Here is a 24,888-nt window from a genome sequence, read left to right on the forward strand (position 1 = left end):
TTTATAAAAAAGGAAACTGACGATAAATATTATTCGCCCAGTAAATGCAGTGCTATTTCTCGTAAATGCGGATGCTTACGATGTTCGAATAAATATATACCCTGCCACATTCCCAAAACCATTTGCCTATTCACTACTGGAATAGAAAGATGTGTTTGAGTTAATATTGTCTTAATGTGAGCAGGCATATCATCCTTACCCTCACTATTATGTAAATAAGACCGGTTTTCAGGCACTAAATCATTCAAATAGCGCAAAATATCATGACGCACGTCAGGATCTGCATTTTCCTGTACAATAAAGGATGCGGATGTATGTTTACACCACAAAGTCAGCAAACCAGTAACAATTCCTGTTTTCAGAATCCAGTTCGATATGTCTAGATTCAACATCGTCAGCCCTTGACCGTGTGTTTGAATCTGTAAAAAACCTGTTTGCTGCTTCATCATGATTATTTTATAAATCCTACTATAGCTTCTGCTTCAGAGACAATTGGTTCTGCAATCGCTGACGCTTTTTCAGCACCTTGTTTTAAAATCGCATGGATATGGGCTTGATCCGATAATAATTTTTTAGTTTGTTCGCGAATAGGCGCAATATGTTGAATTAATACGTCAGCAAGAGCGGTCTTGAACCCACTAAAGCCTTGACCTGCAAATTCTTGTAATGTTTCATCAACTGTTTTGCCCGACATCACCGAATACATAGAAACTAAATTCAATGCTTCTAAACGATTTTCTAGCCCTTCTTTTTCAGAAGGCAAAGGCTCGGAATCACTCTTGGCGCGTTTTATTTTATTTGCAATGACATCATCTTCATCCATTAACTCAATCCGCCCTTGTTCAGAAGGATCAGACTTGGACATTTTCTTGCTGCCATCACGCAGATTCATTACTCTAGCACTGGTTGTCGGAATATAGCCTTGTACTTCTGGAAAGAAATCTGTCTCATAATCATGATTGAATTTCTGAACAATATCATTGGCTAACTCTAGATGTTGACGTTGATCTTCACCAACAGGCACACAAGTTGCCTTATAAGCCAAAATATCAGCCGCCATCAAATTTGGATAAACATATAAGCCAGCGGAATGAGCCTCTCTATTTTTACCAGCTTTATCTTTAAACTGGGTCATTCTGTTCATCCAGCCAATACGCGCCACACAATTAAAAATCCATGCAAGGCGCGCATGAGCTGAAACTGCTGATTGATTGAACAAAATTTGTTTTTGTGGATCAATGCCTGCTGCAACTAAAATCGCTGCTTGTTCAATTACTTGCTTTCTTAATTGCGCAGGATCTTGCCAAACCGTTAACGCATGCATATCCACAAGGCAATAAATACATTCATTTCCTTCTTGAATATCAACCCAGTGACGAATAGCCCCCAAATAATTTCCTAGATGAGGAATCCCCGTGGGTTGAATGCCCGAAAAAACTCTTTTTCCTAACGGTTTAGACACAATAAAACACCTTTGTTTTCAAAAATTAGTTATTACCAGCAGAGCCTTTTGTAACCCCAACCAAATGGATTTTAAAGACTAATGGACTGTTGGCAGGAATAATCCCCATGGTTTTTTCCGCATATGCTAGATTAGCAGGAACAAAAAGTTGCCATGTATCCCCAGGATGCATCATTGGCAATGCTTCCATCCACCCAGGAATAAGCCCATCAACAGGCATTTGCATTAGCCCACCGCCGTGGCGATCTGACGCATCAAAAATCACACCATCAGGCAAACGACCTTCATATTCAACCAGAACCAAATCACCTTTAGAAGGAGAAGCATCCTTTGGATCGCCAGATTTAATTACACGATAAGCCAAACCACTGGGGAGTGTTTTCACACCAGACTCAGCAGAAACTTTTTTCATAAATTGATCAGATGTTAACTGGACCTCTTTATCACCAGCACATGCCGTTAAAGAAAAAGCAAATAATGCAGGCGCTATAAAAGCGAAGATTTTCTTCATGATCGTCAATTCCTAATTTACTGAGTTATAAGCTACCACCACGACGCCCTGCTTGCGCACCCAGACGTAAACGTAATGCATTTAATTTGATAAAGCCTTGCGCATCTACTTGGTTATACGCGCCTTCATCATCTTCAAAGGTTACCACACGCATGTCATATAAGCTATTGGGGCTTTCACGACCCATCAGGATAATATTACCTTTATAAAGTTTTAAATGAACACGACCATTTACCGAGTGTTGGCTTTCATCAATTAAAGCCTGCAACATACGACGTTCTGGAGAGAACCAAAACCCATTATAAATTAATTCAGCATAACGTGGCATAATATTGTCTTTTAAATGCCCAGCTTCACGGTCTAAGGTAATAGATTCCATATTTCTATGAGCAAATAAAAGAATGGTTCCACCTGGAGTTTCATAAATTCCACGGGATTTCATACCCACAAAACGATTTTCAACCAGATCTAAACGACCAATGCCATTTTCTTTGCCCAATTCATTCAAACGAGTTAGCAAGGTTGCTGGGGACATTGCCACCCCATTAATCGCTACTGGATCACCAGATTTGAAATCAATGGTGATTTCGGTGGCTTTATCAGGTGCGTCTTCAGGGGAAATCGTGCGTTGAAATACGATTTCATCTGGCGCAACAGCTGGATCTTCCAGTAATTTACCTTCGGAAGACGAATGCAATAAATTCGCATCAACAGAGAATGGTGCTTCCCCACGTTTATCATGTGCAATCGGAATTTGATTTTCTTCAGCAAATTGTAACAGACGGGTGCGAGAGGTTAACTCCCATTCACGCCAAGGCGCAATCACTTTGACATCTGGTTTTAATGCGTAATAAGCCAGTTCAAAACGGACTTGGTCATTTCCTTTGCCTGTTGCCCCATGAGCCACCGCATCAGCACCAACTTGTTCAGCAATTTCAATTTGACGTTTTGAAATTAATGGACGTGCAATAGAAGTCCCAAGCAAATATTGACCTTCATATAACGTATTGGCACGAAACATTGGGAAAACATAGTCACGAACGAATTCTTCACGTAAATCTTCTACAAAGATTTCTTTGACACCGAACATTTCGGCCTTTTTACGTGCTGGCCCTAATTCTTCGCCTTGCCCTAAATCTGCGGTAAAGGTAACCACTTCACATTCATAAGTTTTTTGCAACCAACGCAAAATAACCGAAGTGTCCAACCCACCAGAATAGGCAAGAACAACTTTGTTCACCTTTTTTTCTGCCATTCGTTTTCTCTCTCTTGTCTTTAAATCCAAATAATTGCTGTTTTTATAGCACTATCGACAGGTATTTTAAACAGTATTTGCCTACTTTCAAAATAAATATTCCACTAAACATAGAAAATACAATGTATATAAAATAATTTCATCAAACATATTTCTATTTATCAGCAAAAAGCACAAAGCTCTTAATATGATCTTCCTAAACAAAAAACTGCTATTTGGTTTAATCTCACTGAATATCTTCACACTTCCTTTAACAGGATATTCACAAGAGCTAACAACGCAAACAATACAAAAAAAGTTTGCAGTAGATCTATACCCTGATGGCAAAGTTTTTATTCAAACAAATCTTGATCCAAAACATAAAGCAACTTTTGATTCTCTTGTTGTAGAATATAAACAAGACAATCAAACACAGCGAGAAACTCTATACAATAACCTTTCTGAACATTCAGAAATCGTCTTTGTTTTCTCAGAGAAAATCGATCAAAATATGTATTTCTTTGTAATGACTAAAAAACAAGAAATAGATCGTAAAAAGAAAACCAATGGTTACGAATATTCACTAAATACGTTCATACAAGATTCACATGGTAAATTACAACTTGCAAGCATAGCAGATTGTGATGATACTAATATACAAAATGATAATATTGGCTCACATCTATATTTAAGTGGTTTTGAAGGGATATCAAATGGTTCCAAGCAAACTTTTGATTACAAAACACCAGAATCTATCAAAGAATACTTAAAAACCAGTATGATACATGGACCGCTAAAGACTGACCTGTATCCTGAAGGAAAAATCTACTTTCAAGGGAAAAGCAATGTATTAACTTATCCTGTTTCCTTTTTGTTAGAATATAATCATAACGGAAAGATTAAAAAGGAAATAATCGATCAATATGAACCAGATTCAGGAGGAGGATTTTATACTCCTGCAACGATTCAGTCTGTTTTTACCTACCCTATAGAAAAGAAAAACCATATCTTCGTTATTGTCAGTTGGGATATTGATTTTGTTGCAAGCGTTGGAAAAGGTGGCAGTGATTATAAAATCTATAGCTATACCAAAGATCAAAATGGAAACTTAAAACAAGATGAAAATTTGATGAATGACCCTCAACTCAGTGGATTTGATGGCAGCTATACAGAAAGTAACAACGAAGACCATGATAAAGACATAGACATCACGGAATCTTTTAATTTAAATAATGCTGAAAAATTAAAAAAATATCTTGAACAAACTTATAATTTTGCAATCATTCAAGGTCCTTTTGAAACTACTCTATATTCTAAAGGAAAAATATATTTCCAAGCCCAAGAGAGCGGATATCAAACACCTGTTAATTTTATTTTGGAATACAACCAAAACGGTCAAAATAAAAAAATAATTATTGACCAATATAAACCCAACCATGTTGCTGCAGAAATAGCATCGGTTTTTACCTATTCTATCCATCAAAAACCCTATATATTTACCATTGTAAAATGGAGCGCAAAACCCGATACATCGAATGGAAGATATGGATATTTTTATAAAGTCTATGGGTATACAAAAGATCAAAATGGTAATCTAAAACTGGATCAAAAGATTAACAATGATCCAAAGTTAAAAGGATTTATTGGTGCAAATCAATATGAAGTCAAAGAAGAAATTACATTTAAATATGAGACCGCAGGAAAGCTAAAAAAATATTTAAACCAAAAGTATTAATAGCCTCAGCCATTATAAGCCGCTTTAAAGCGTTTCAATAACCAATCTCTACAAATTACAGGGGGATATTTAGGTGGATTTTGTTCATCCGAACATTGCGGCAAGCACTGTATCAGTTGACTTGGATGGGGTTCCGTAAAAAACGGCATAGAGATACGGTCTTGACCAATATTCAATACTCTATGAGAGGTGCTTTTATAACGATCATTCGTCCACATCGCCATCATGTCCCCGATATTTACCACAAAACCATCAGTGATTGGCGGAACATCAACCCATTGATTGTCTTTACTTCTCACTTGTAATCCACCAACATCATCTTGGTGCAAAATCGTTAAAATCCCATAATCTGTATGCGCCCCGCAAACCACGCGATTACGTTGCTCGGGCAAACCTGGATAATGAATAATTCTAAAGGTGCTTAACGATTCAAAAAACATATCATTGAAAAAATTCTCTTCCAGTTTTAATCCCAAAGCAATTATTCGAAACAACACTTTAGCAAGCTCTGTCATATTTTGATAATGTGTCTCAAACAGCTTTGTCCAACCTGCAATCAAATGTTCTGGGTGCTGATTAGAACCACGAAAAGGCTCTTTTCTTTGCACTTCAGGATGGTCAGCATCTAGGTGATAGCCCATATCAAATATTTCTTTGTAATCAATACTACGCTGGTAATCTAACTGCTCCATCTCATGACTGCTATACCCCCTATAGATCTGATTATTTAAAATACTGACACTTTGTTTATCTTCCATCGGAAGACTAAAAAAATGACGGGCAAACGCTTTGATCCTTTGGATATCTTTCTGTGAAATGTGATGTCCTGTGATACAAAAAAAGCCTGAATGACGACATGCTTCGTCAACACGTTGCGCAATTTGCAGATGCCTATTTTTATCACTTTGATAGATATCAGAAATATCAATAACTGGGATATATTCCTGCATTCTCTAGATATCCTTTTCACGAGAAAATAATGTCAATAATAGTATATGCATTACTTCGCTCTATTCAACAATAGACCAGAATATTAATCATTTACAAATTAAAAATAGATATTAAAGATCGCTTAAATGGCGACATATTGGTTTAAAAGCATTAACTTTTTTTAATTTTTTAAAGCGTCTTCCAATGAAACAGAGAATTGTCCTGGCTGTAAGGGCTGTTGCTGCGATGAATCTGGCCCCCATCCTGTTAACACTGCAAAATGCAAAGGAACGGCTATTTCATCTTGATCTTGTAATTTAGTGATGCAACTTGCCAAAAAATCTTTGTTCGTAAACGTCTTTTGCTGCTCCATCAATGCGTTTGTTTCACCAGCAAACCGCAAATCTTTCATTAACGCCATTGCTGAGCGATAGACTAAAGACAATTCTTCTTTATCTACGACAGGCAAAGCAAACCCTGCGCGTTGCATTAAGGTGGCACAAGCACGCAAATCTGGAAAGGGCGATATGCGAGGGAAAACTCTGCCACACAACTCCACTTCCTCCTCTGTCATCACATCACGTAACGTCGATAAAGTCGGCAATATCGGTATTGCTGCTAAAAACAAACCATCGGGGCGTAATATATTCTTTATTTGCAATAAAGAACCAGGCAGATCGTTTACCCAATGTAGATTAAAATTTGCAATCACTAAATCAAAACTATGCGCTTTGAAAGGCAAGTATTCCTCATCTAAGCAAACTGACAGTGCCGAATTTATGGAAACCAATCGATGAGATAAATCACCAGAAACAACATTCATTCCTTTGGATTGCAATATAGGGGCGACGACCCCTCTTCCACCAATTTCCAATACATCCGTAAAGGAACGTTGAATATCATCCAAGCGTTCTAATAATCTGTCTGCACCAATTTGAACAATATCTTGTATTGTTTGATGGTGGTATGCTGCCCTGTCACGATGATATCGAACAAGTTTGCGATTAAATATAACAGGTACAGTCATCTTCTTTAAATATCTCTAACATCTATGCGATTTAAAGATAAATAATACCCTATAAATAAATAAAGACGCAACCTTTACAGCTGCGCCTTTATTATAAATCATTTAATATTCAATTTAGACTTCTGGTAATTCTACCCCAGAGGCACTTAATTGAGATTTTAAAGCATTTTTAAGATTTTCAAGACCATCGCCCGTTGTGCTTTCAGCTCTTGCAACCAAAGATGCTTGAGTATTAGAAGCTCTTAGTAGCCACCAACCATCAGCAGTATTCACACGAACACCATCAATTGTGACGACATCGGCTTTTTCAGCTTGCAGACGAGCAGCAACTTCTCTAACCACATCAAATTTGCGATCATCTGGACAATCAAATCGAATTTCAGGCGTAGAAATCGCTTTTGGTAATGACTCTGTAATTTCAGAAAGTGGCCCTTTTAAGCGGCTAACGATATCCAAGGTTCTAACCGCTACATAAAGTGCATCATCAAAACCATACCATTTATCAGCAAAGAAAATATGCCCTGACATTTCCCCACCCAATAATGCTTTGGTTTCTGCCATCTTTGATTTAATCAAAGAATGCCCTGTACACCACATTAATGGATTACCGCCAGCTTTTTTTACTTCCTCAAATAAAATTTGGCTTGCTTTGACATCTGCAATAATGGTCGCGCCTTGATTATCAGGTAAAATATCGCGACTGTAGACGATCATTAACTGATCGCCCCATAAGATATTGCCCTTATCATCAATAACACCAATACGATCTGCATCACCATCAAACGCGATCCCAATATCAGCTTGACGTTTAGCAACTTCATCTTGAAGTTGTACTAAATTTTTTGGAACGGTTGGATCTGGGCTATGTGCTGGGAAATTACCATCGATTGTACCGTTTAATACGATATGTTCGCCTGGAAGCTGTTGTACTAATTTTGTTAATACTTCACCAGCAGCACTATTGCTATTATCCCAAACCACCTTGAGCTTACGATCAGTGATACCAAAATCTTTTAAAAGACGTGTGACATACTCATCAACGATATCGACTTTGCGAACACTGCCAATTCCCTCTGGAACAACATCGCCTTTAGCGACTTGAACGCCAAGTTCCTGGATTTGCTTACCAAAAAAAGATTTTCCAGCCAACATGAATTTCATGCCGTTATATTCTTTTGGATTATGACTGGCTGTTACCATCACCGCGCCATCTGCTTCCATCGTTGTGGCAGCATAGTACAACATTGGTGTCGGACCACGACCAATGCGAACAACTTCCAATCCGCATTTTTTTAGTCCATCAACCAAAGCCGCTTCTAAATCAGGTGAACTGACACGTCCATCATAACTAACGACAACTTTTTTGCCATTATTCCGTACAATAAGACTGCCAAAAGCACGTCCGATTGCGTAAGCATCTTCGATGAAAAAAGTTTTGTCATATACACCACGAATATCATATTCACGCAGAATACTGGAATCAATATTTCTTTGATGTTCCATTATTTTTCACCTTCATGAGCATATTTTTTTAAGATTTGACGCATAGAAGATGCCAAATCTGGGCGTTGTAAAGCAAAAGCAATTTGCGCTTCTAAGAAACCAGCTTTACTGCCACAGTCATAACGTGTGCCTTCATAACGCAACCCATGAAACGGCATCTGCCCAATTAATTTTGTCATAGAATCGGTCAATTGCACTTCATTGCCCGCACCGCGTTCCATTTTAGAAAGATGAGACATAATATCTGGCGCCAAAATATAACGACCAATAACGGATAAATTAGAAGGCGCATCTTCTGGTTCTGGTTTCTCAACAACACCAGATACTTTTACTAAATGTCCATCGTCTGAAGCAACATCAATAATACCGTAACTTGAGGTTTTTTCTTTTGGCACTTCTGAAACAGCAACAACGTTACCACCGTACTGATTATATACTTCTACCATTTGCGATAAACAGCCACGTTCACTTAAAATCAAATCGTCTGGCAATAATACGGCAAAAGGATCATCCCCTACGAAAGTACGTGCACACCATACTGCATGCCCTAATCCCAAGGGATCTTGTTGGCGCAATGCGGTTAAGGAACCTGCTTGGATGCTTGATGGTTGCAATGCTTCTAAAGCATCTTTTTTACCTTTTTGACGTAATGTATCTTCCAACTCATACGCAACATCAAAGTAATCAATCAAAGAATCTTTACCACGTGCAGTAATCAAACAAAATTGTTCAATGCCAGCAGCTCTTGCTTCGTCAATTGCATATTGAATTAATGGACGATCCACAACAGGCAACATTTCTTTAGGCATAGATTTAGTTGCAGGCAAGAAGCGCGTACCAAATCCAGCAACAGGCAATACAGCCTTACGTAGAGGTTTAATCACAAAATTTTACCTTAATTTAGTTTTCATTTGTATTTAGATATACCAAAAACTGTTAATAGTTTAAAGTATTTTACTTTCTATCTATATTAATAAATATTATATTACACCCATCTATTATCTAAAAAAATTAATAAACACCATACTTTCGATTAAAAATTGGTAGTTTTATAATAGTTTTAGGACGGTATTCACACATTATTGAATAAAGTTACTGTTTGAAATAACGCTCTATTCTATTATTTAAAAGAAAGAAAATAGAGCATTTAAATATAATAATTATAATGATTGTTTAATGGCAATCATTGCAAGATTAACAATTCCACGTGCCGTTGTGCTTTCTGTTAAAATATGTAACGGTTTCGTTGCGCCAAGAGTTATTGGACCAATTTGCAACGCATCACCAACGACACGACTTAGAGAAAGACCTATATTCGCAGAGTCTAAGCAAGGCATAATTAACAAATTAGCATTACCTGTCAAAGGTGAATCATCAATCAGACGATTACGCACCGTTGGACTTAGTGCTGCATCGCCTTGCATCTCACCGTCGATTTCTAATTGAGGATCCTGACTTTTAATCATTTCCAATGCTTCACGCATTTTTTGAGCCGAACCTGACTTACCTGTTCCGAACGAAGAATAAGACAGTAATGCTGCACGTGGGGGAAGACCAAATTTAGAAACTGCTTCGGCAGCCAACAAAGTTAACTCCGCAATTTCTTCCGCAGATGGATTCAGATTTAAATAGGCATCTCCCATAAATAATACAACATTAGATTGAATCAATGCTGAAATGGTATGAAATTTTTTAACATCGGGACGTCTTGGAATAATTCCTTTTAAATATTTAAAGTGTCGATACCATTCTCCATAACCACCAATTAATGAAACATCAACATGACCCTCTCTTAACAACATAGCAGCCATTACAGATTTACGACGATAAAGTTGTTCATAAGCCAAAGACGGGGGAATCCCTTGCCGTTCAACCAGTTTTTTATAAGGATCTTCCAAAGATTGTAATAATGGATCATTTCTATTAGGTTCGAAAACACCAACATGTTCATCAACACGTAAACTTAAACCAAGACTATTAATTTTTGCCTGAATAAGTTCCTTATTTCCAATGACATACGGTTTAGCAAGCTTATCATTCACTAATGTTTGTATTGCACGTAATACGCGACCGCTTTCCCCTTCTGAAAAAACAATTTTTTTCAATTCAGGTTGTCTACGTACAGCTTCGAAAACAGGCTGCATGACTTGACTGCTACGAAATACAAACTCTTGCAAATGATCGGTATAAGCTTGGAAATCTTCGATCGGTTGTGTTGCAACACCACTATCCATCGCTGCTTTTGCAACGGCTGGGGCAATATGCAAAATTAGCCTTGGATCAAAAGGTTTTGGTAAAATATATTCTGAACCAAAAGAAGGTGCATCTCCACCATAAGCAGCAATGACGGCTTCGTTGGCTTCCAAAGTTGCCAATTGTGCCAATGCATATACAGCAGCATGTTGCATTTCTTCATTGATTTGTTTGGCACCAACATCCAAAGCACCACGGAAAATAAAAGGGAAACATAAAACATTATTGACTTGGTTCGGATAGTCTGAACGTCCCGTAGCGATAATAGCATCCGTTCTGACTTTTTTGACTTCATTTGGTGTAATCTCTGGCTCTGGATTAGCCAATGCCAGAATAATAGGCTTTGGTGCCATATGCTCCAAATATTCTGGTTTCAATACACCTGCTGCAGATAATCCAAGGAAGATATCGGCCCCATTAATAACTTCTTGTAATTTACGCGCATTCGTTTCCTTGGCATAACGTGCCATGTTTTCTGGCATGTTTGGATCACGACCTTTCCAAACCACACCATCAATATCGGTTAAGGTTACATTTTCAACCTTCAACCCCATACCAACCATCAAATCAACACAAGCCATGGCTGCAGCGCCAGCACCAGAAGTCACCAATTTAACGTCTTCAAGTTTTTTATTTTGTATGCGTAGCGCATTCACCAATGCTGCGGTTACAACAATCGCCGTTCCATGCTGATCATCATGAAATACGGGAATGCTCATTCTAGATTGTAAATTTTTCTCAATTTCAAAACATTCCGGTGCTTTGATATCTTCCAGATTAATCCCACCAAATGTAGGTTCTAACGCAGCAACGACGTTACAAAAATGTTCTGGGTCTGTTGCGTCAACTTCAATATCAAAAACATCAATACCTGCGAATTTTTTAAATAAAACCGCTTTACCTTCCATCACAGGTTTACCTGCTAATGCGCCGATGTTCCCTAATCCTAATACTGCCGTACCATTTGAAATAACGGCAACCAGGTTACCTCTGGCCGTATATTTACTTGCTAATGAAGGATCTCTTTGAATTTCTAAACACGGAGCGGCCACACCAGGAGAATATGCCAAGGATAAATCACGTTGTGTTGCCATTCTTTTCGTTGGCGTGATCGTTAATTTCCCTGGCTTTGGGTATTGATGATAATCGAGTGCTTCCTGTTTAAATTTTTGATCCATGTTTTCCTCTGTTGATGGTTAAGTTCAAAGCATCACTATATCTTAAAATAGATACAAGAAAAGGAAAATCACTCTTTTTTGACAATTGGAAAATATGGTGCGGTCGAGAAGACTCGAACTTCCACGGGGTTGCCCCCACAAGCACCTCAAGCTTGCGCGTATACCATTCCGCCACGACCGCACATGACAACCATTCTATATGGTGGTATCATCGAATATGGTATCTCTATAACCGATCAAAAGATTTCATGCAATGGCATTTCATCCTCTATTTATACAAAAAAGTAAAAAACTTGTTTCCTATCCCAATGCGATACAGCATATGGAACGTTATGTACAAGACATTTATAATGAAAAACAACCGGAATGCTTATGGTTTCTTGAACATCCCCCTTTATATACAGCGGGAACGTCAGCGAAAGATTATGATTTAATCAACACACAAAATTATCCCACTTTTTATACAAATCGCGGTGGGCAATGGACATATCATGGACCTGGACAACGTATTATCTATATAATGATGGATCTGAGGAAGGATCATCAGGCTTTCCCATCCAGAGATATTCATGCGTTTGTAAATGCTATTGAAGATTGGGTTATCCTAACCCTAAGGCAATTTAATATTTATGCGGAAAAACGCAAAGATCGTATAGGATTATGGGTCATTAACCCGATCACTAAAAAAGAAGAAAAAATTGCGGCCTTAGGTATCAAATTAACTCGTTGGATCAGTTGGCATGGAATTGCGCTCAATATATCCCCTAATTTAAACGACTATACTGGTATTGTTCCCTGTGGATTAGCTGAATTTGGCGTGACCAGTATGGAAAAATTAGGGGTAAAATGTTCTATGGATGAGGTAGATCAGGTTTTACTTGAACAATGGAACCATATTTTCCCTTATTCACTGCAAGAAAAAAACCTGTTCACATAAGTATTATTGCCCATCAGGATAAGCAAAAAAGGTTGCTGGAACTTGGATCCCTTCTTGAACATTTTCAATATCCATAATGCTACGTCGTTTTCTTACATCCACTGCTTGCATTTGACGCAAAACCAGCTTGCCCTCAGCTTCTGTAAATAATAATGTTAACAATCCTTGTGATGGATTATCTGAACTGGCTAATGAGATTTGTAACATTCCATCTTTATGTTGAACATTTGTGACCAAGATAGGATTAGACAAATGCACAGGTGTTTTAAGCATCAATCCCAACGGGTTACGGGATAATCCGATATGGGTCACAGATTGGTTGCTGAAATCCTTTGCCACCATTTTTTTATCTTTGGCAACCACAACCATTGGAGATGGGTAATCATAATTCAATCTTAATTTACCTGGCTCATAGATAATACGCCCTGTGGATTTCCCCCCATCAGGCCAAGTCTGCGTGAATTGTCCTGTAAATCCTTTGGGATTGTTCAAACTAGATTCCACTTGTGAAATTGCTGTTAACTCACATGTTGGACGCAATTCTTTTCCACCGTGACAGGCTGCCAATAAGATTGGTAGCAAAAGAAATATGCTTTTTCGCATCCACTTCATGTTATTCCCTTTTTAGTTTTTATTCGATATACTCAAATGCTTTAATAAGAACTGTCATCATAGCTGCAATTCCCATAAAGCAAAACAAATTTGATTATTAAGAGGTTTTCTCTTTCGAATATTTTCTTATGAATAAGTTTTATAAAATTATTATGAAGGCTTATCCTATTTTATTCAGGATAAACACGGCAATAGACATATTGTTTTTTATGATTTTAATATAATATGATATTATTAATCTCTTTTACATTTTTAAAATTTAACAATTTCTTATAGAATGACTGCTCATAAAAAACGTTTTCGTGCCTTTGATCCTGATCCTGATTGTCCCGACAATAAATGTTGTGACATGCCTAGCTGCGATCAGCCTGCGGGATATAAGGCCCCCAAATCACGTCAGCAATTAAATGATTATTACTGGTTTTGTTTGGAACATATCAGAGAATACAATAAAAATTGGGATTATTGTAAGGGGATGACTCCTGCTCAGATTGAAAATCATCTCAGAGCTTCGACCGTGTGGGATAAACCGTCTTGGAAATTGGGACAATTAGGGAAAGCAGATCTTCTAAAGGAACAATATTTCAAAGATTCTTTGGGAGTATTTAAAGACCATCCAGGTTTCAACAATACGCAAACCAGTCCACAAGTCCCTAAAGCACCAAAAGAGTTACAGCATTCTTTGAAAACTCTAGAACTAACTTGGCCAATTTCTTTACAGGATCTAAGGAAACGATATACCGTTTTAGCACGCAAATATCATCCCGATACGAACCATAAAGACAAAAGCTTAACGGAACAATTTAAAAATATTAACGCTGCTTACTCACAATTAAGAACTCATTTAATGAATTCTGTTGAAATATAGTCTAATTTATACTTCATTACTTATATGAATGACTGAAAAACCACGCAAAAGGATTGTTAAAGAATGACCGAAAAGCCTGCACAGCCAATACAAGACCTCAACGCTGAACTTCCCTCGACTTCTGTTCTTTCTGAACCTGATGTTCAGTATAATGTCAGAAAGACATTTAATATTGATCTGGATATGGAAGTTCCAGGTTTTTCAATTAAAACGTCCCTAGTCCCTGACCTTGATGCCAGCTATTGCTTTGACAAAGAGATTACTCAAGCCATTTTGGCAGGTTTTCGTTATAATCGCCGTGTTATGGTTCAAGGGTTTCATGGAACTGGAAAATCCTCTCATATCGAACAAATTGCAGCTCGTTTAAACTGGCCTTGCGTTCGTATCAACTTGGACAGCCATATTTCTCGTATTGATCTGATTGGTAAGGACGCTATTGTTCTTAAAGACGGCAAGCAAATTACCCAATTTCAAGAAGGATTGCTACCTTGGGCATTAGAAAATCCTTGTGCATTGATTTTTGATGAATATGACGCAGGTCGTCCTGATGTCATGTTTGTTATTCAACGTGTCCTTGAAGCCGAAGGAAAATTAACTTTATTAGACCAAAATAGAGTTATTCGTCCCAACCCTTATTTCCGCTTATTTGCCACTGCCAACACGATTGGTCTAGGCGACACAACAGGGCTTTATCATGGTACTCAACAAATTAACCAAGGGCAAATGGATCGTTGGAGCATCGTTGCAACCTTGAACTACCTACCCCATGAACAAGAATCCAAAATTATTATGTCTAAAATGGGGGTCACTAAGGACGATCATGAATCAACACAAATGATCAATTCAATGGTAGCGTTAGCAAACTTGACACGTAATGGCTTTGCAACAGGTGAAATCTCTACCGTAATGTCTCCAAGAACAGTCATTACTTGGGCAGAAAATTTTGAGATATTCAAAGATTTACCCCTTGCTTTCCGTCTGACATTTCTTAATAAATGTGACGAAGCAGAACGTCAGACAGTTGCAGAATATTATCAACGCTGCTTTAATACTAATCCTTTAATTGCTGACTTAATCTAACTTAATATATCACAGGAGGAACTTATGTCAGAAGAGTCCAAAACATCTAAATCTTCCCCTCAACTTCCTCCTGATAACAATGAGTATAACCCCGAACGATTTAAACAAGCCACAATCGGGGTTATTCATGCACTCAGTGGCCGTCAAGATACAAACATTCATTTTTATTCTGGATCTTCTTTACGCAATCACACCCCACAAAATACAATCAATCCAACTTCTGTGCATCTACCGAACCCACCTGAAATTCATGATCCCATCATGATGAACCAGTTACGGGGCGCAGCAGATGCAATTGCGTTAAGATTAAAATATCACAACCAAAAATTACACGAAACAACTCAACCCACAATCGCTGATGCCAGAGTTGCATTCGACGCATTGGAACAAGTTCGTGTTGAGGCATTAGGAAGTCGATACATGCAAGGGGTGGCAGCTAACTTACGATCTGTTCAAGAATATAACAGCCATGCCGAAGGGCATGCACGAATGGACAAAGCCGAACAACTGCCTCCTCAAACAGCATTAGCACTAATAGCCAGAGAAAAGTTGACGGGTGAACCTGTTCCAAAAGCTTCTCGACGCATTGTTCAACTATGGCGCAATCGCTTAACAAAAAGTGGTGAAGAAGCACTGGACCAAATGGTTCAGCATATGAACAGTCAAAAAGATTACGCTACTGCATCTCAACAATTATTAACAGCCTACCAGCTTATGGAAGAGTTAGAGGAAAAAGAACAAGATTCCTCTAATGACCAAGAGAATGAAAATCCAGATTCTCCTGAAACATCAGATAATCCTTCGGAAGAGAATACACAAGAAGAACAAGAGCAAGAGCAACCAGAAGAACAATCCCCTCAAGTCGCTCAAGGGATCGATAGTAATGACTCTTCTGATGCTGATGAAGGGGAAGGATTTGAAACACAAGATACTCCTGCTGGCCCCAAAGAAGGTGAATTGCCGCCTTTAAGTGAGGTGGAAGATGCTGAGTATCATATTTATACCAAAAAATTTGATGAAATCATTTCTGCCGATCAAGTTTGTAACGCAGAAGAGTTAGCATTCTTAAGACAGCAACTCGACCAACAACTCCAAACGATGCAGAATATTATTGCAAAGCTCGCAAACCGTCTGCAACGCAAACTCATGGCGCAACAAAGACGACGGTGGAATTTCGATCAAGAAGAAGGGTTATTAGATGCCAGCAAGCTGCCTCGCATTATCACTAATCCTATGTATTCGCTGAGTTATAAATATGAACAAGAAACAGAGTTTAAAGATACCGTCGTTACTTTGTTAATTGATAATTCTGGTTCTATGCGGGGTAAACCCATTACAATTGCAGCCATGTGTGGCGATATCTTAGCCAGAACCTTGGAACGTTGTGCTATCAAGGTCGAAGTTTTAGGCTTCACTACCCGTGCATGGAAAGGCGGGCGCAGCCGTGAAGAGTGGCTTAAAAATGGTAAACCTGCGCAACCAGGTCGTTTAAATGATTTGCGTCATATTATTTATAAATCCGCCGACCAACCTTGGCGACATGCACGTAAAAACCTGGGATTAATGTTACAAGAAGGATTACTCAAAGAAAATATCGATGGAGAAGCCTTGCATTGGGCTTGGCAACGCCTCCGCGCTCGTCCAGAAAAGCGTAAAATCCTGATGATTATTTCCGATGGTGCGCCAGTCGATGACAGCACTTTGTCCAGTAATAATCCAGATTATTTGGAAATGCATTTACGACGTATGATTGCTCGCATTGAATCTCAGCCTGATATCGAACTCACCGCTATTGGCATTGGGCATGATGTCACTCGATATTATCAAAACGCCGTCACCATCACAAATGCCGAACAATTAGGGGGCACAATGATGCAAGAATTAGCTGCGTTGTTTGATCCCAAAAACCCAAAGCAAAAAATACGTATTTAAACCTATATCTAATAGATTAATGAAGAAAATGATGATTTATAATATAACTTTATCTTTAAATATTACAGATGTTCAAACGTGAAAACAAAATTTTTTTTAACTCTTATATCATCATTCATAGCTTTACTTGTAATTACTATCTGTATAACAACAACACTCTCTACTTCTCATATGATATCAGATACAGATATCAAAAATGCAGTAAAAAGGTTTGGCCCTCTCATCAGTCAAAATAAAATACAAGAAGCAGCAGATAATTTACAAATATGTTATCAAGACGCTCACTTTAACCAACCTGCTGCTAATGAATGCATCGCCGCTGATTATAGCATAACGCAAATGATATACTTAAGAGATCAAGGAGAAAATAAACCTTATATTATCCCGTTTTTTACTTGGGAATCTTTTAAAAAACGTATCAAAAAAACGGGAATTTCCCCCGCATATATTTTACCTTTCACTAAAGCGGATCATTACACAACTTTTGCCAATACCTTTGATCAAACTAAATCTAAGCATACAGGATATTCTAATTACGATCTTTTTAGAAACTTCACTATGTGTTATGTAAATTTTATCGATATATTAACTAAAAATTATTCAACTAATCTGTTTTACCGTAATATTGTTATGCACTAATTTCTATTTTTATAAAATAATTTATTAACAGCAGCATATATTTCACTACCAAAAAAAGGATTTTTATACTTCTCAATGGCTAGCCATTGAGAAGAAAGCCCTCTTTCTATCTTAACTTGGTATATAAATATAGTATTTACTGTAAACTCTCTACAAACTTCGCAATTCGTTTACAAGCTTCTTCCAACACCGCATCATCTGCAGCATAAGAAATCCGCAAATATGGGCTTAACCCAAACGCATGGCCTGGAACGACAGCAACATAATGCTCTTCTAACAAAGCTTCGGCAAAATCTTGATCATTCTCGATTTTACGTCCACCTGCACTAATTTTACCAAGACAGCCTTTGATCCCAGGATAGACATAAAATGCCCCTTGCGGCACTGCACAGATCACGCCAGGCATGTTTGAGAAAGCCTCTTTCATCATAATACGACGACGATCGTAGGCTTGTCTCATTTCCTCGACATCCTTCGCACAATGATGCAAGGCTGCGGTTGCAGCAGCTTGACTGATACTGGATGCGCCTGAGGTCGAATTGCTTTGGATCTTCGTCATCGCTTTAACCAAGCGTTTCGGGCCACCAGCATATCCAACACGCCACCCAGGCATTGCAAAAGTTTTTGATGCACCATTAGCTGTTAAAATCCGATCCTTTAAATCGGGTGCTAAGGCTGCCAACGAATAGTGAACTGCCCCGTCAAAGATCAGATGTTCATATATTTCATCCGCAAAAACCCAAATTTGAGGATAATCGCGTAAGACTTCTGCGATCTCCAACAAATCTTGTTTTGACCAAACCGCGCCCGTAGGATTACTGGGCGAGTTAATAATCAGCCATTTAGTTTTATCGGTTATAACTTTGCGTAAATCTGCTGCTTTCAAAGAAAAATTATTTTCTTCTGAACACATTACGTCAACAGGAATACCACCTAAAAACTTTGCCATAATCGGATAGCTTGTCCAATAAGGCGCAGGAACAATCACTTCATCCCCAGGATTTAACGTTGCCATCAATGCATTAAATAAAATCTGCTTGGCACCATTCGCCACCATGATTTCATCCAACGCATAATCCAAGCCATTTTCAAGTTTGAATTTCTTTTGAACAGCCTGTTTTAACGCTAACACACCATCAATCGGTGTATATTTTGTCTTCCCCTCTAATGCAGCCTCATAAGCCGCATCACATGCCACTCTGGGGGTAAAGAAATCAGGTTGCCCCAAGGCAAGGGAAATCACATCCTTGCCTTGTGCAGCCAGTTCTCTGGCACGCATAGACATTGCAATGGTTGCTGGGGCTTCGAACCCTTCCATTCTCAAAGAAAGGCCTGGCTCAGTTTGTGAAGAGTTAACAGCCATAAATAAACCTATTTCGTTCTATTGAAGATTCATACAGAATTGTTTAATCCGCGTGCATGCTTCTTTTAACAATTCAGTGCTGGTCGCATATGAAATACGAAAATAACCTTCCATCATAAAGGCTGCTCCATGAACTGCTGCTACGCCCTCCTCTTCAAGCAGAGCGGTTACAAAAGATTCACTGTCTACAATTTTAACACCACTCTTTGATGTTTTACCAATACAGTCATGAATAGATGGAAATAAATAAAAGGCACCCTCTGGTTTTATACAGCTTAGACCTGGAGTAGCGTTGAGTTGTTCCAAAACAATATCACGACGTTTTTGATAGGTGCTGGTCATATCTTGTATAAAGTCTTGAGGCCCTGAAACTGCTTCAATCGTTGCTGCTTGGCTAATTGAGCAAGCATTTGTGGTAGATTGCCCTTGAAGCTTCATCATTGCCTTGATAAATTCTACTGGAGCGGCAGCATAACCAATACGCCAACCAGTCATAGAATAAGCTTTAGATACGCCATTCATTGTTACAGTGCGTTCTTTTAATTTTGGCTCGACTTGGACGATCGTAGAAGCGACAAACCCGTCATACGTCAATTTTGCATAAATATCGTCTGTTAGAATCCATATATTTGGAAATTCTAATAAAACATCACACAATGCCCGCAACTCTTCTTTAGAATATGTCACACCTGTAGGATTGCAGGGGGAATTGATAATTAACCATTTTGTTTTTTCCGTAATTGCTTCTCTCAATTGTTGAGGTTGCAATTTAAATCCTGTCGTCTTTTCATCACAAACCACCATTACAGGCTTGCCCCCAGCCAACGTCACAATATCTGGATAAGAGACCCAACAAGGGGTTGGAATGATAACTTCGTCTTCAGGGTTGATGCTGGCCATCATCGCATTAAAAATAACTTGCTTACCGCCAGACGAAACCGCTACTTCATCAGCTGTATAATCCAAACCATAATCTGTATTCAAACGATTTGCGATAGCTTGACGAACTTGTAAGGTTCCTCCGACATCTGTATATTTCGTTTGTCCAGTTTGAATAGCTCTGATCCCTGCTTGGCTGATATTCTCGGGGGTGCCAAAATCAGGTTCACCTGCAGAAAGGCTGATAATATCACGTCCTTTTGCCTTCATCTCACGCGCTTTAGCAGAAATAACCAATGTTTGACTTGGCTGTATTTGTTTTAGACGATCTGATATAATATCCATTCTAACCATTCCAAATGTAACAAGAATTCTTATATTGACTTGAAATACAAGAAAAATAACTTCTTTTTAAAATTTACTGTTTTTTGATATAAAACAATAAAGATTGAATCTATATAAATTCTTAATCTTCATCAACTAGACAAAATATCATATTTAAGAATTTCATAGTTAAATAATAGCATATATCCTGCTTTATCAATATATACAAAGCAAATGCTAAATATAAAATATTTCATTATATAATTATGATATATTAAAATGATTATGATATTTTCTGTATTCAAAGAGTGGCGCTGTGACTGATATTGCCTGTTTAACCAATGATATTGTAAAATTTGTAGCTTCTAACAAAGATGTCGTTCGGCCTGTGTTATTAGATCACTCTTTACAAAACATCACCCCTATTATTGAAGGTTTTCAACAAAATCCAAATAGCGTGAATAATATTAAAGAATTAGCCAAATACTGCGCTTTTCACCAAAACTATGCACTAGCAGTTCAATTGCTAGACTGGGCAATAAAATTATATCCAAATCAATGTGAATATCATTATTTTCAAGCGGTTCTTTACTTTAAACAACAAAATATTCCTGCAACAATGCTGGCAATCGAAAAAATGCTACAAAGCATGCAAACCTCTGAGACCCAAAGAAAGCATATTTTGAACCGTTTACAAGATGAAAATTTTAAAAAACACTGTGTATTTTTCATAGATAGCCTCTTGAAAGAATTTAATTTACCTCTCACTCAAAGAGACTTTAATATATTCGTATTGCCCTATGATTTAACAAATAAAAATCAAATTATACAATATTACTATAGCATTTATTTTGTGATGTTTTGTAATACATTAAAGTGGATAGATAACGGCCAGTTAACGATATTATTAGAGATTGAATGTGATAAAAATGGTGCCAGTCCGTGGTATCATTTATGTATGGGCAGGCTTGCTTGGATATTACAGGACCGAAAACAAGCTGACTTGCATTTTAAACAAGCTAAAAAACTTTCTATTGAACAAAATATTATTTTTACCACAGCGGACTGTGGCATATATACATGGTTGTCTGATGAGGAAATAAACAAATTTCCATCACTTCAAGAGGGCAATGATCCATTTCAATTAAAAATGTGGCAATGGTCTTATGCTGACTTAAAAGGAAATCATCCTGACACCTCTATTATTTTAGGGTGTGATTTTAAATATTTTAGATATTTTCCTAAATTTCTTTTTTCATTGCTTAAAGCTCATGTGCAAAACAACTATCAGGAAAAGACTGTAATCAGTATATGTCTTGACAATCCATCCCCAGAACAAATCAGATTTTTACGCAAGACTGCAGCGCATATTCATCTCCATATTCCTAATTTTTATTTAACCTTCGGTTATGGATTATGCCCTTACCAAGATGGGGCTTATTTTGCAAGTATTCGTTATTTATTTGCCCCAGAACTATTTAAACTTTATCCAACTCAAACCTTTATTATCGATATTGATGCGTTTGCTTACCCAGATTTTTATGCCAGACTGAAAGATATCAAAATTAAATATGATTTTGGCTTGCGTATTTATGCGTTTGATCAAAAAGGCAATCAAGTCTCAGGAGAGCCATGGTGTCTTGGAGCAGGTATCTTATATCTCGGCGATTTAGAAAAAACCAAGCTCATTTTACAGTTCTTAAAACAATATGTAAATTACGCCTATGATCCAAAAAATCCGCTCAATTGGTGTATCGATCAATGTGCTCTTGTCCAAGCTTTTGACTACTACATCAAGCCACATTGGAATCAACTCAGAGTTACTGATATCGATCACAATCCACCTTTTCTTCTATCGCATATTATTGGAGAAAAAGATGATTTCTACAATTATGAAGGTGTAATTGATATCGATAATTTTCAAGAAGTTTTAGAACAGTTAGCTCGTTAAATATTATAAGAATATAAAGGAATATATGATGAATAAATCTTTAGCTGCCAGTGTTTCCCCTGCGTTATATTCTACCAAAGCCAACGCACGAATATTTACGTTGACCAGTACGGAACATAATATTGAGGTCGCAGATTGGAAAATCGACAGCACACAATTAGGCATTATCGATACTTATTTTACAATCGAGCAAAAAACTCTCCATGGTGGCAAACAAGAAGGTTCTAAGGTTATTATACTCACCAGCCCCAATGGATTAACCATTACTCTCAGCCCAACCAGAGGGATGAGTATTATGAATGTCACAGGTAAAGAAATGCGCTTTGGTTGGGATTCTCCAGTTAAAGAAGTCGTTAATCCTGCCTTTATTAATCTTGAGAGCCGCAATGGTGCTGGATGGCTAGAAGGATTTAACGAAATGATGGTCCGATGTGGCTTTGAATGGGCAGGTCATCCAGGAATTGAAAATGGAGAGATGCGTACCTTACATGGCAAAGCAGGCAATACGCCAGCTTCCGAAGTCGAAATTGAAATCAGTGAAATAGCACCTTATGAAATCAAAGTAAGAGGTTTAATCAAAGAAAGCACCTTTAAAAAAGCTGATTTGCAAACCATCGCGGAACTTTCCTATATTCCTGATACTTACAGTTTTACGATCCATGATCATTTAACCAATCATGCGGATTACCCTCGTGACTATCAAATTATGTATCACAGCAATTTCAGCAAACCATTATTGGAAAAAGATGCACAGTTTATCGCCCCAATTAAAGAAATTAGTCCTTTTAATGATTACGCGCAAAAAGGTTTGCAAGATTGGGCGACTTACTTAGAGCCTACCAAGAATTTTGACGAAATGGTTTTTAACATCGTTCCTTATAGCGATGCCGATGGTTATACTCTAGCAGCATTACATAACAAAGATGCAAATAAAGGTGTTTCAATAGAATTTAATATTAATGAACTTCCCTATTTAACTCTTTGGAAAAATACAGATACAGAAAAGCAAGGTTACGTCACTGGCATCGAACCTGGCACAAATTACGCCTATACTACTAGCATAGAACGTGAACAAGGGCGTATTCGCCAAATAAAACCAGGACAAACTATACAATTTAAAATTAGATATAGTGCTTTGATGAACAGAGAAGCTGTTGATACAGTAAAAGAAACAGTTACTAATATCCAGGGCAACCAAAATATAACTTCTATCCAAACACCAATCGCTGAAGAATAGAGAACATCTACATTGGATATGGAGATCCATATCCAATAAATTTTACTTTATAAGCGTCGCTAAATAACAGCAATTTTTTTATTTTTTGTTTCAATAAAATAATGAAAATATTTAAAATTACTTGATAGCTCTATATCGATATCTAAGCGATCACTTAATCTCGATAACCCAAAATAACGATTGCAGTAATCATATATTATAATAATTATAATAAGATGCTGCTCAAGAGCTATATTCCAATGCGCAGCAACGTACACACGATAACCAAGAACGGAATCATCCTATAAATAAAATTCACATCTCGTAAAATAAGAAACAAGCCTGGGCTGTGAATTTTTGTATTTAACTATAGAGCCTCACTCACGAGCAATACCAGTAATTCCAGTTAATGACCTGATAGCCTCTTGTAACCGAATTTAAAATATAAATTGTGAATCGATTAACCTATCACTACGCATTATTGTATTTCATTAGGAAACAATCACAAAGAATTTATCTCACTAGGACAACTTATAGTTAAAAATAGACCGTCAAATAGTATCCAGACGATTAACTTAATTTATTACATATACAGGATGATATTTATACAAAGATATCACAATTCAATAATAAATATTCTTAAGTCAGTATACAATACCAACAAGTTAATAGCTAATTTCACTTTTGTAGCAATCACAGATAATTCAGAACCAAGTGACGCTTCTTCCAAATATAAAAATCAAGTTTTGAAAAAATCAAAGACAAATCTAAATAGCAACCTATCTATGATAACGATCGACAAAGCATAATATTGACTTTTGATATAGAAGGTTAATTACAATTATTTTTTTGATATCATTTTATTAATCATCCCACTACAACCACTAATAAAAACGATACCAAAATCCGAACATTTTCAAAACAAATCAGTAACAACTTTAAGGTAAATACTAAAATGTAAACCGTTATTTTCCTTTAAAACTAACCAAAACAGCACGCTAATTGAACGTATAACTATTTATTTTGATATTATATTGAGTTAACTTTATTGAGGCATATGATTTTTATATACAGATACTTGCCTGTTGTGCGCAGAGGAATAAAAAAATTAATTTTTTACATTTATGAACTTAAATATACTTATTATATTTGGAGTATTGGGAGCGGGGAGAGGATTTGAACCTCTGACCTTCAGGTTATGAGCCTGACGAGCTACCGGGCTGCTCCACCCCGCAGGGGTGTATATGCCTGAGT

20 protein-coding genes and 2 tRNA genes are annotated in these 24,888 nt (G+C 37.4%); 8 read left to right on the forward strand and 14 right to left on the reverse strand.

Translation table 11 applies throughout. From position 1 onward, the window contains the following. Positions 1-29: 29 nt before the first annotated feature. The 4 genes from PQG54_RS10280 to PQG54_RS10295 are packed head-to-tail and all read right to left on the reverse strand — an operon-like array spanning position 30 to position 3,228. Entirely contained in the window at positions 30-446 is a 417-nt protein-coding gene (locus PQG54_RS10280; protein WP_271790475.1) for a secondary thiamine-phosphate synthase enzyme YjbQ, read from the reverse strand. Between the two features lie 5 nt (positions 447-451). Next, the gene (gene trpS / locus PQG54_RS10285) at positions 452-1,462 is read right to left on the reverse strand and encodes a tryptophan--tRNA ligase (RefSeq protein ID WP_271790402.1); all 1,011 of its coding nucleotides are present in this window, start codon (positions 1,460-1,462) and stop codon (positions 452-454) included. Positions 1,463-1,487: 25 nt separating this feature from the next. Continuing rightward, positions 1,488-1,973 carry an FKBP-type peptidyl-prolyl cis-trans isomerase gene (locus tag PQG54_RS10290; protein WP_271790401.1) on the reverse strand — a complete coding sequence of 162 codons (486 nt, stop codon included), beginning with the start codon at positions 1,971-1,973 and terminating at the stop codon, positions 1,488-1,490. A 25-nt stretch (positions 1,974-1,998) separates the two neighbouring features. Beyond that, a complete protein-coding gene (locus tag PQG54_RS10295) occupies positions 1,999-3,228 on the reverse strand; it encodes an argininosuccinate synthase (protein WP_271790400.1) in 1,230 nt (409 codons plus the stop codon). A 187-nt stretch (positions 3,229-3,415) separates the two neighbouring features. Between PQG54_RS10295 and PQG54_RS10300 the strand changes: the two genes are divergently transcribed. Further along, complete coding sequence (locus tag PQG54_RS10300; RefSeq protein WP_271790399.1) at positions 3,416-4,942, forward strand: hypothetical protein; 1,527 nt, start codon at positions 3,416-3,418, stop codon at positions 4,940-4,942. Between the two features lie 5 nt (positions 4,943-4,947). Here PQG54_RS10300 and PQG54_RS10305 read toward each other — a convergent pair whose 3' ends face one another. From PQG54_RS10305 to PQG54_RS10330, 6 genes are all read right to left on the reverse strand, one after another. Further along, positions 4,948-5,892 (reverse strand): 2-oxoglutarate and iron-dependent oxygenase domain-containing protein, encoded by a 945-nt coding sequence (locus tag PQG54_RS10305; protein WP_271790398.1) that lies wholly within the window; start codon positions 5,890-5,892, stop codon positions 4,948-4,950. Between the two features lie 161 nt (positions 5,893-6,053). After that, positions 6,054-6,899, reverse strand: coding sequence for a methyltransferase domain-containing protein (locus PQG54_RS10310; protein ID WP_271790397.1), 846 nt, complete (start codon positions 6,897-6,899; stop codon positions 6,054-6,056). Between the two features lie 114 nt (positions 6,900-7,013). After that, the gene (gene pgmG, locus PQG54_RS10315; RefSeq protein ID WP_271790396.1) at positions 7,014-8,402 is read right to left on the reverse strand and encodes a phosphoglucomutase/phosphomannomutase PgmG; all 1,389 of its coding nucleotides are present in this window, start codon (positions 8,400-8,402) and stop codon (positions 7,014-7,016) included. Next, the gene (gene galU, locus PQG54_RS10320; RefSeq protein ID WP_271790395.1) at positions 8,402-9,286 is read right to left on the reverse strand and encodes a UTP--glucose-1-phosphate uridylyltransferase GalU; all 885 of its coding nucleotides are present in this window, start codon (positions 9,284-9,286) and stop codon (positions 8,402-8,404) included. Before galU ends, pgmG begins: the two co-directional genes overlap by 1 nt. A gap of 276 nt (positions 9,287-9,562) precedes the next feature. Continuing rightward, positions 9,563-11,833: an NADP-dependent malic enzyme gene (locus tag PQG54_RS10325; protein ID WP_271790394.1), complete on the reverse strand. Its 2,271-nt coding sequence runs from the start codon at positions 11,831-11,833 to the stop codon at positions 9,563-9,565. 95 nt (positions 11,834-11,928) lie between these two features. Next, a tRNA-Leu gene (locus PQG54_RS10330) sits at positions 11,929-12,014 on the reverse strand. Between the two features lie 72 nt (positions 12,015-12,086). Between PQG54_RS10330 and lipB the strand changes: the two genes are divergently transcribed. Continuing rightward, a complete protein-coding gene (gene lipB, locus PQG54_RS10335; RefSeq protein WP_271790393.1) occupies positions 12,087-12,770 on the forward strand; it encodes a lipoyl(octanoyl) transferase LipB in 684 nt (227 codons plus the stop codon). Between the two features lie 3 nt (positions 12,771-12,773). On the opposite strand, the gene PQG54_RS10340 is transcribed toward lipB, so the two are convergent. Then, a complete protein-coding gene (locus PQG54_RS10340; RefSeq protein WP_271790392.1) occupies positions 12,774-13,382 on the reverse strand; it encodes a LolA family protein in 609 nt (202 codons plus the stop codon). A gap of 277 nt (positions 13,383-13,659) precedes the next feature. Between PQG54_RS10340 and PQG54_RS10345 the strand changes: the two genes are divergently transcribed. The 4 genes from PQG54_RS10345 to PQG54_RS10360 all read left to right on the forward strand — a co-directional run bounded on the left by PQG54_RS10345 (position 13,660) and on the right by PQG54_RS10360 (position 17,901). Further along, positions 13,660-14,250, forward strand: coding sequence for a J domain-containing protein (locus tag PQG54_RS10345; RefSeq protein WP_271790391.1), 591 nt, complete (start codon positions 13,660-13,662; stop codon positions 14,248-14,250). Between the two features lie 63 nt (positions 14,251-14,313). Beyond that, positions 14,314-15,330 (forward strand): AAA family ATPase, encoded by a 1,017-nt coding sequence (locus PQG54_RS10350; RefSeq protein ID WP_271790390.1) that lies wholly within the window; start codon positions 14,314-14,316, stop codon positions 15,328-15,330. Between the two features lie 24 nt (positions 15,331-15,354). After that, the gene (locus PQG54_RS10355; RefSeq protein WP_271790389.1) at positions 15,355-17,262 is read left to right on the forward strand and encodes a cobaltochelatase CobT-related protein; all 1,908 of its coding nucleotides are present in this window, start codon (positions 15,355-15,357) and stop codon (positions 17,260-17,262) included. Between the two features lie 78 nt (positions 17,263-17,340). Continuing rightward, entirely contained in the window at positions 17,341-17,901 is a 561-nt protein-coding gene (locus PQG54_RS10360; RefSeq protein WP_271790388.1) for a hypothetical protein, read from the forward strand. Between the two features lie 136 nt (positions 17,902-18,037). Here the strand turns inward: PQG54_RS10360 and PQG54_RS10365 are convergent, their stop codons facing one another. Together PQG54_RS10365 and PQG54_RS10370 are read right to left on the reverse strand one after the other, a co-directional pair. Next, entirely contained in the window at positions 18,038-19,264 is a 1,227-nt protein-coding gene (locus tag PQG54_RS10365; protein WP_271790387.1) for a pyridoxal phosphate-dependent aminotransferase, read from the reverse strand. A gap of 18 nt (positions 19,265-19,282) precedes the next feature. After that, positions 19,283-20,488, reverse strand: coding sequence for a pyridoxal phosphate-dependent aminotransferase (locus tag PQG54_RS10370; protein WP_271790386.1), 1,206 nt, complete (start codon positions 20,486-20,488; stop codon positions 19,283-19,285). 295 nt (positions 20,489-20,783) lie between these two features. Here PQG54_RS10370 and PQG54_RS10375 point away from each other — a divergent pair, with 295 nt between their 5' ends. Together PQG54_RS10375 and PQG54_RS10380 are read left to right on the forward strand one after the other, a co-directional pair. Beyond that, positions 20,784-22,418 (forward strand): tetratricopeptide repeat protein, encoded by a 1,635-nt coding sequence (locus PQG54_RS10375; RefSeq protein ID WP_271790385.1) that lies wholly within the window; start codon positions 20,784-20,786, stop codon positions 22,416-22,418. A gap of 25 nt (positions 22,419-22,443) precedes the next feature. Continuing rightward, complete coding sequence (locus PQG54_RS10380; protein WP_271790384.1) at positions 22,444-23,655, forward strand: aldose 1-epimerase family protein; 1,212 nt, start codon at positions 22,444-22,446, stop codon at positions 23,653-23,655. Positions 23,656-24,792: 1,137 nt separating this feature from the next. Here PQG54_RS10380 and PQG54_RS10385 read toward each other — a convergent pair. Next, positions 24,793-24,869 (reverse strand) — tRNA-Met (locus PQG54_RS10385). Positions 24,870-24,888 lie beyond the last annotated feature (19 nt).

The sequence above is a fragment of the Commensalibacter communis genome (genome assembly GCF_947179015.1).
Lineage (GTDB): Bacteria > Pseudomonadota > Alphaproteobacteria > Acetobacterales > Acetobacteraceae > Commensalibacter > Commensalibacter communis.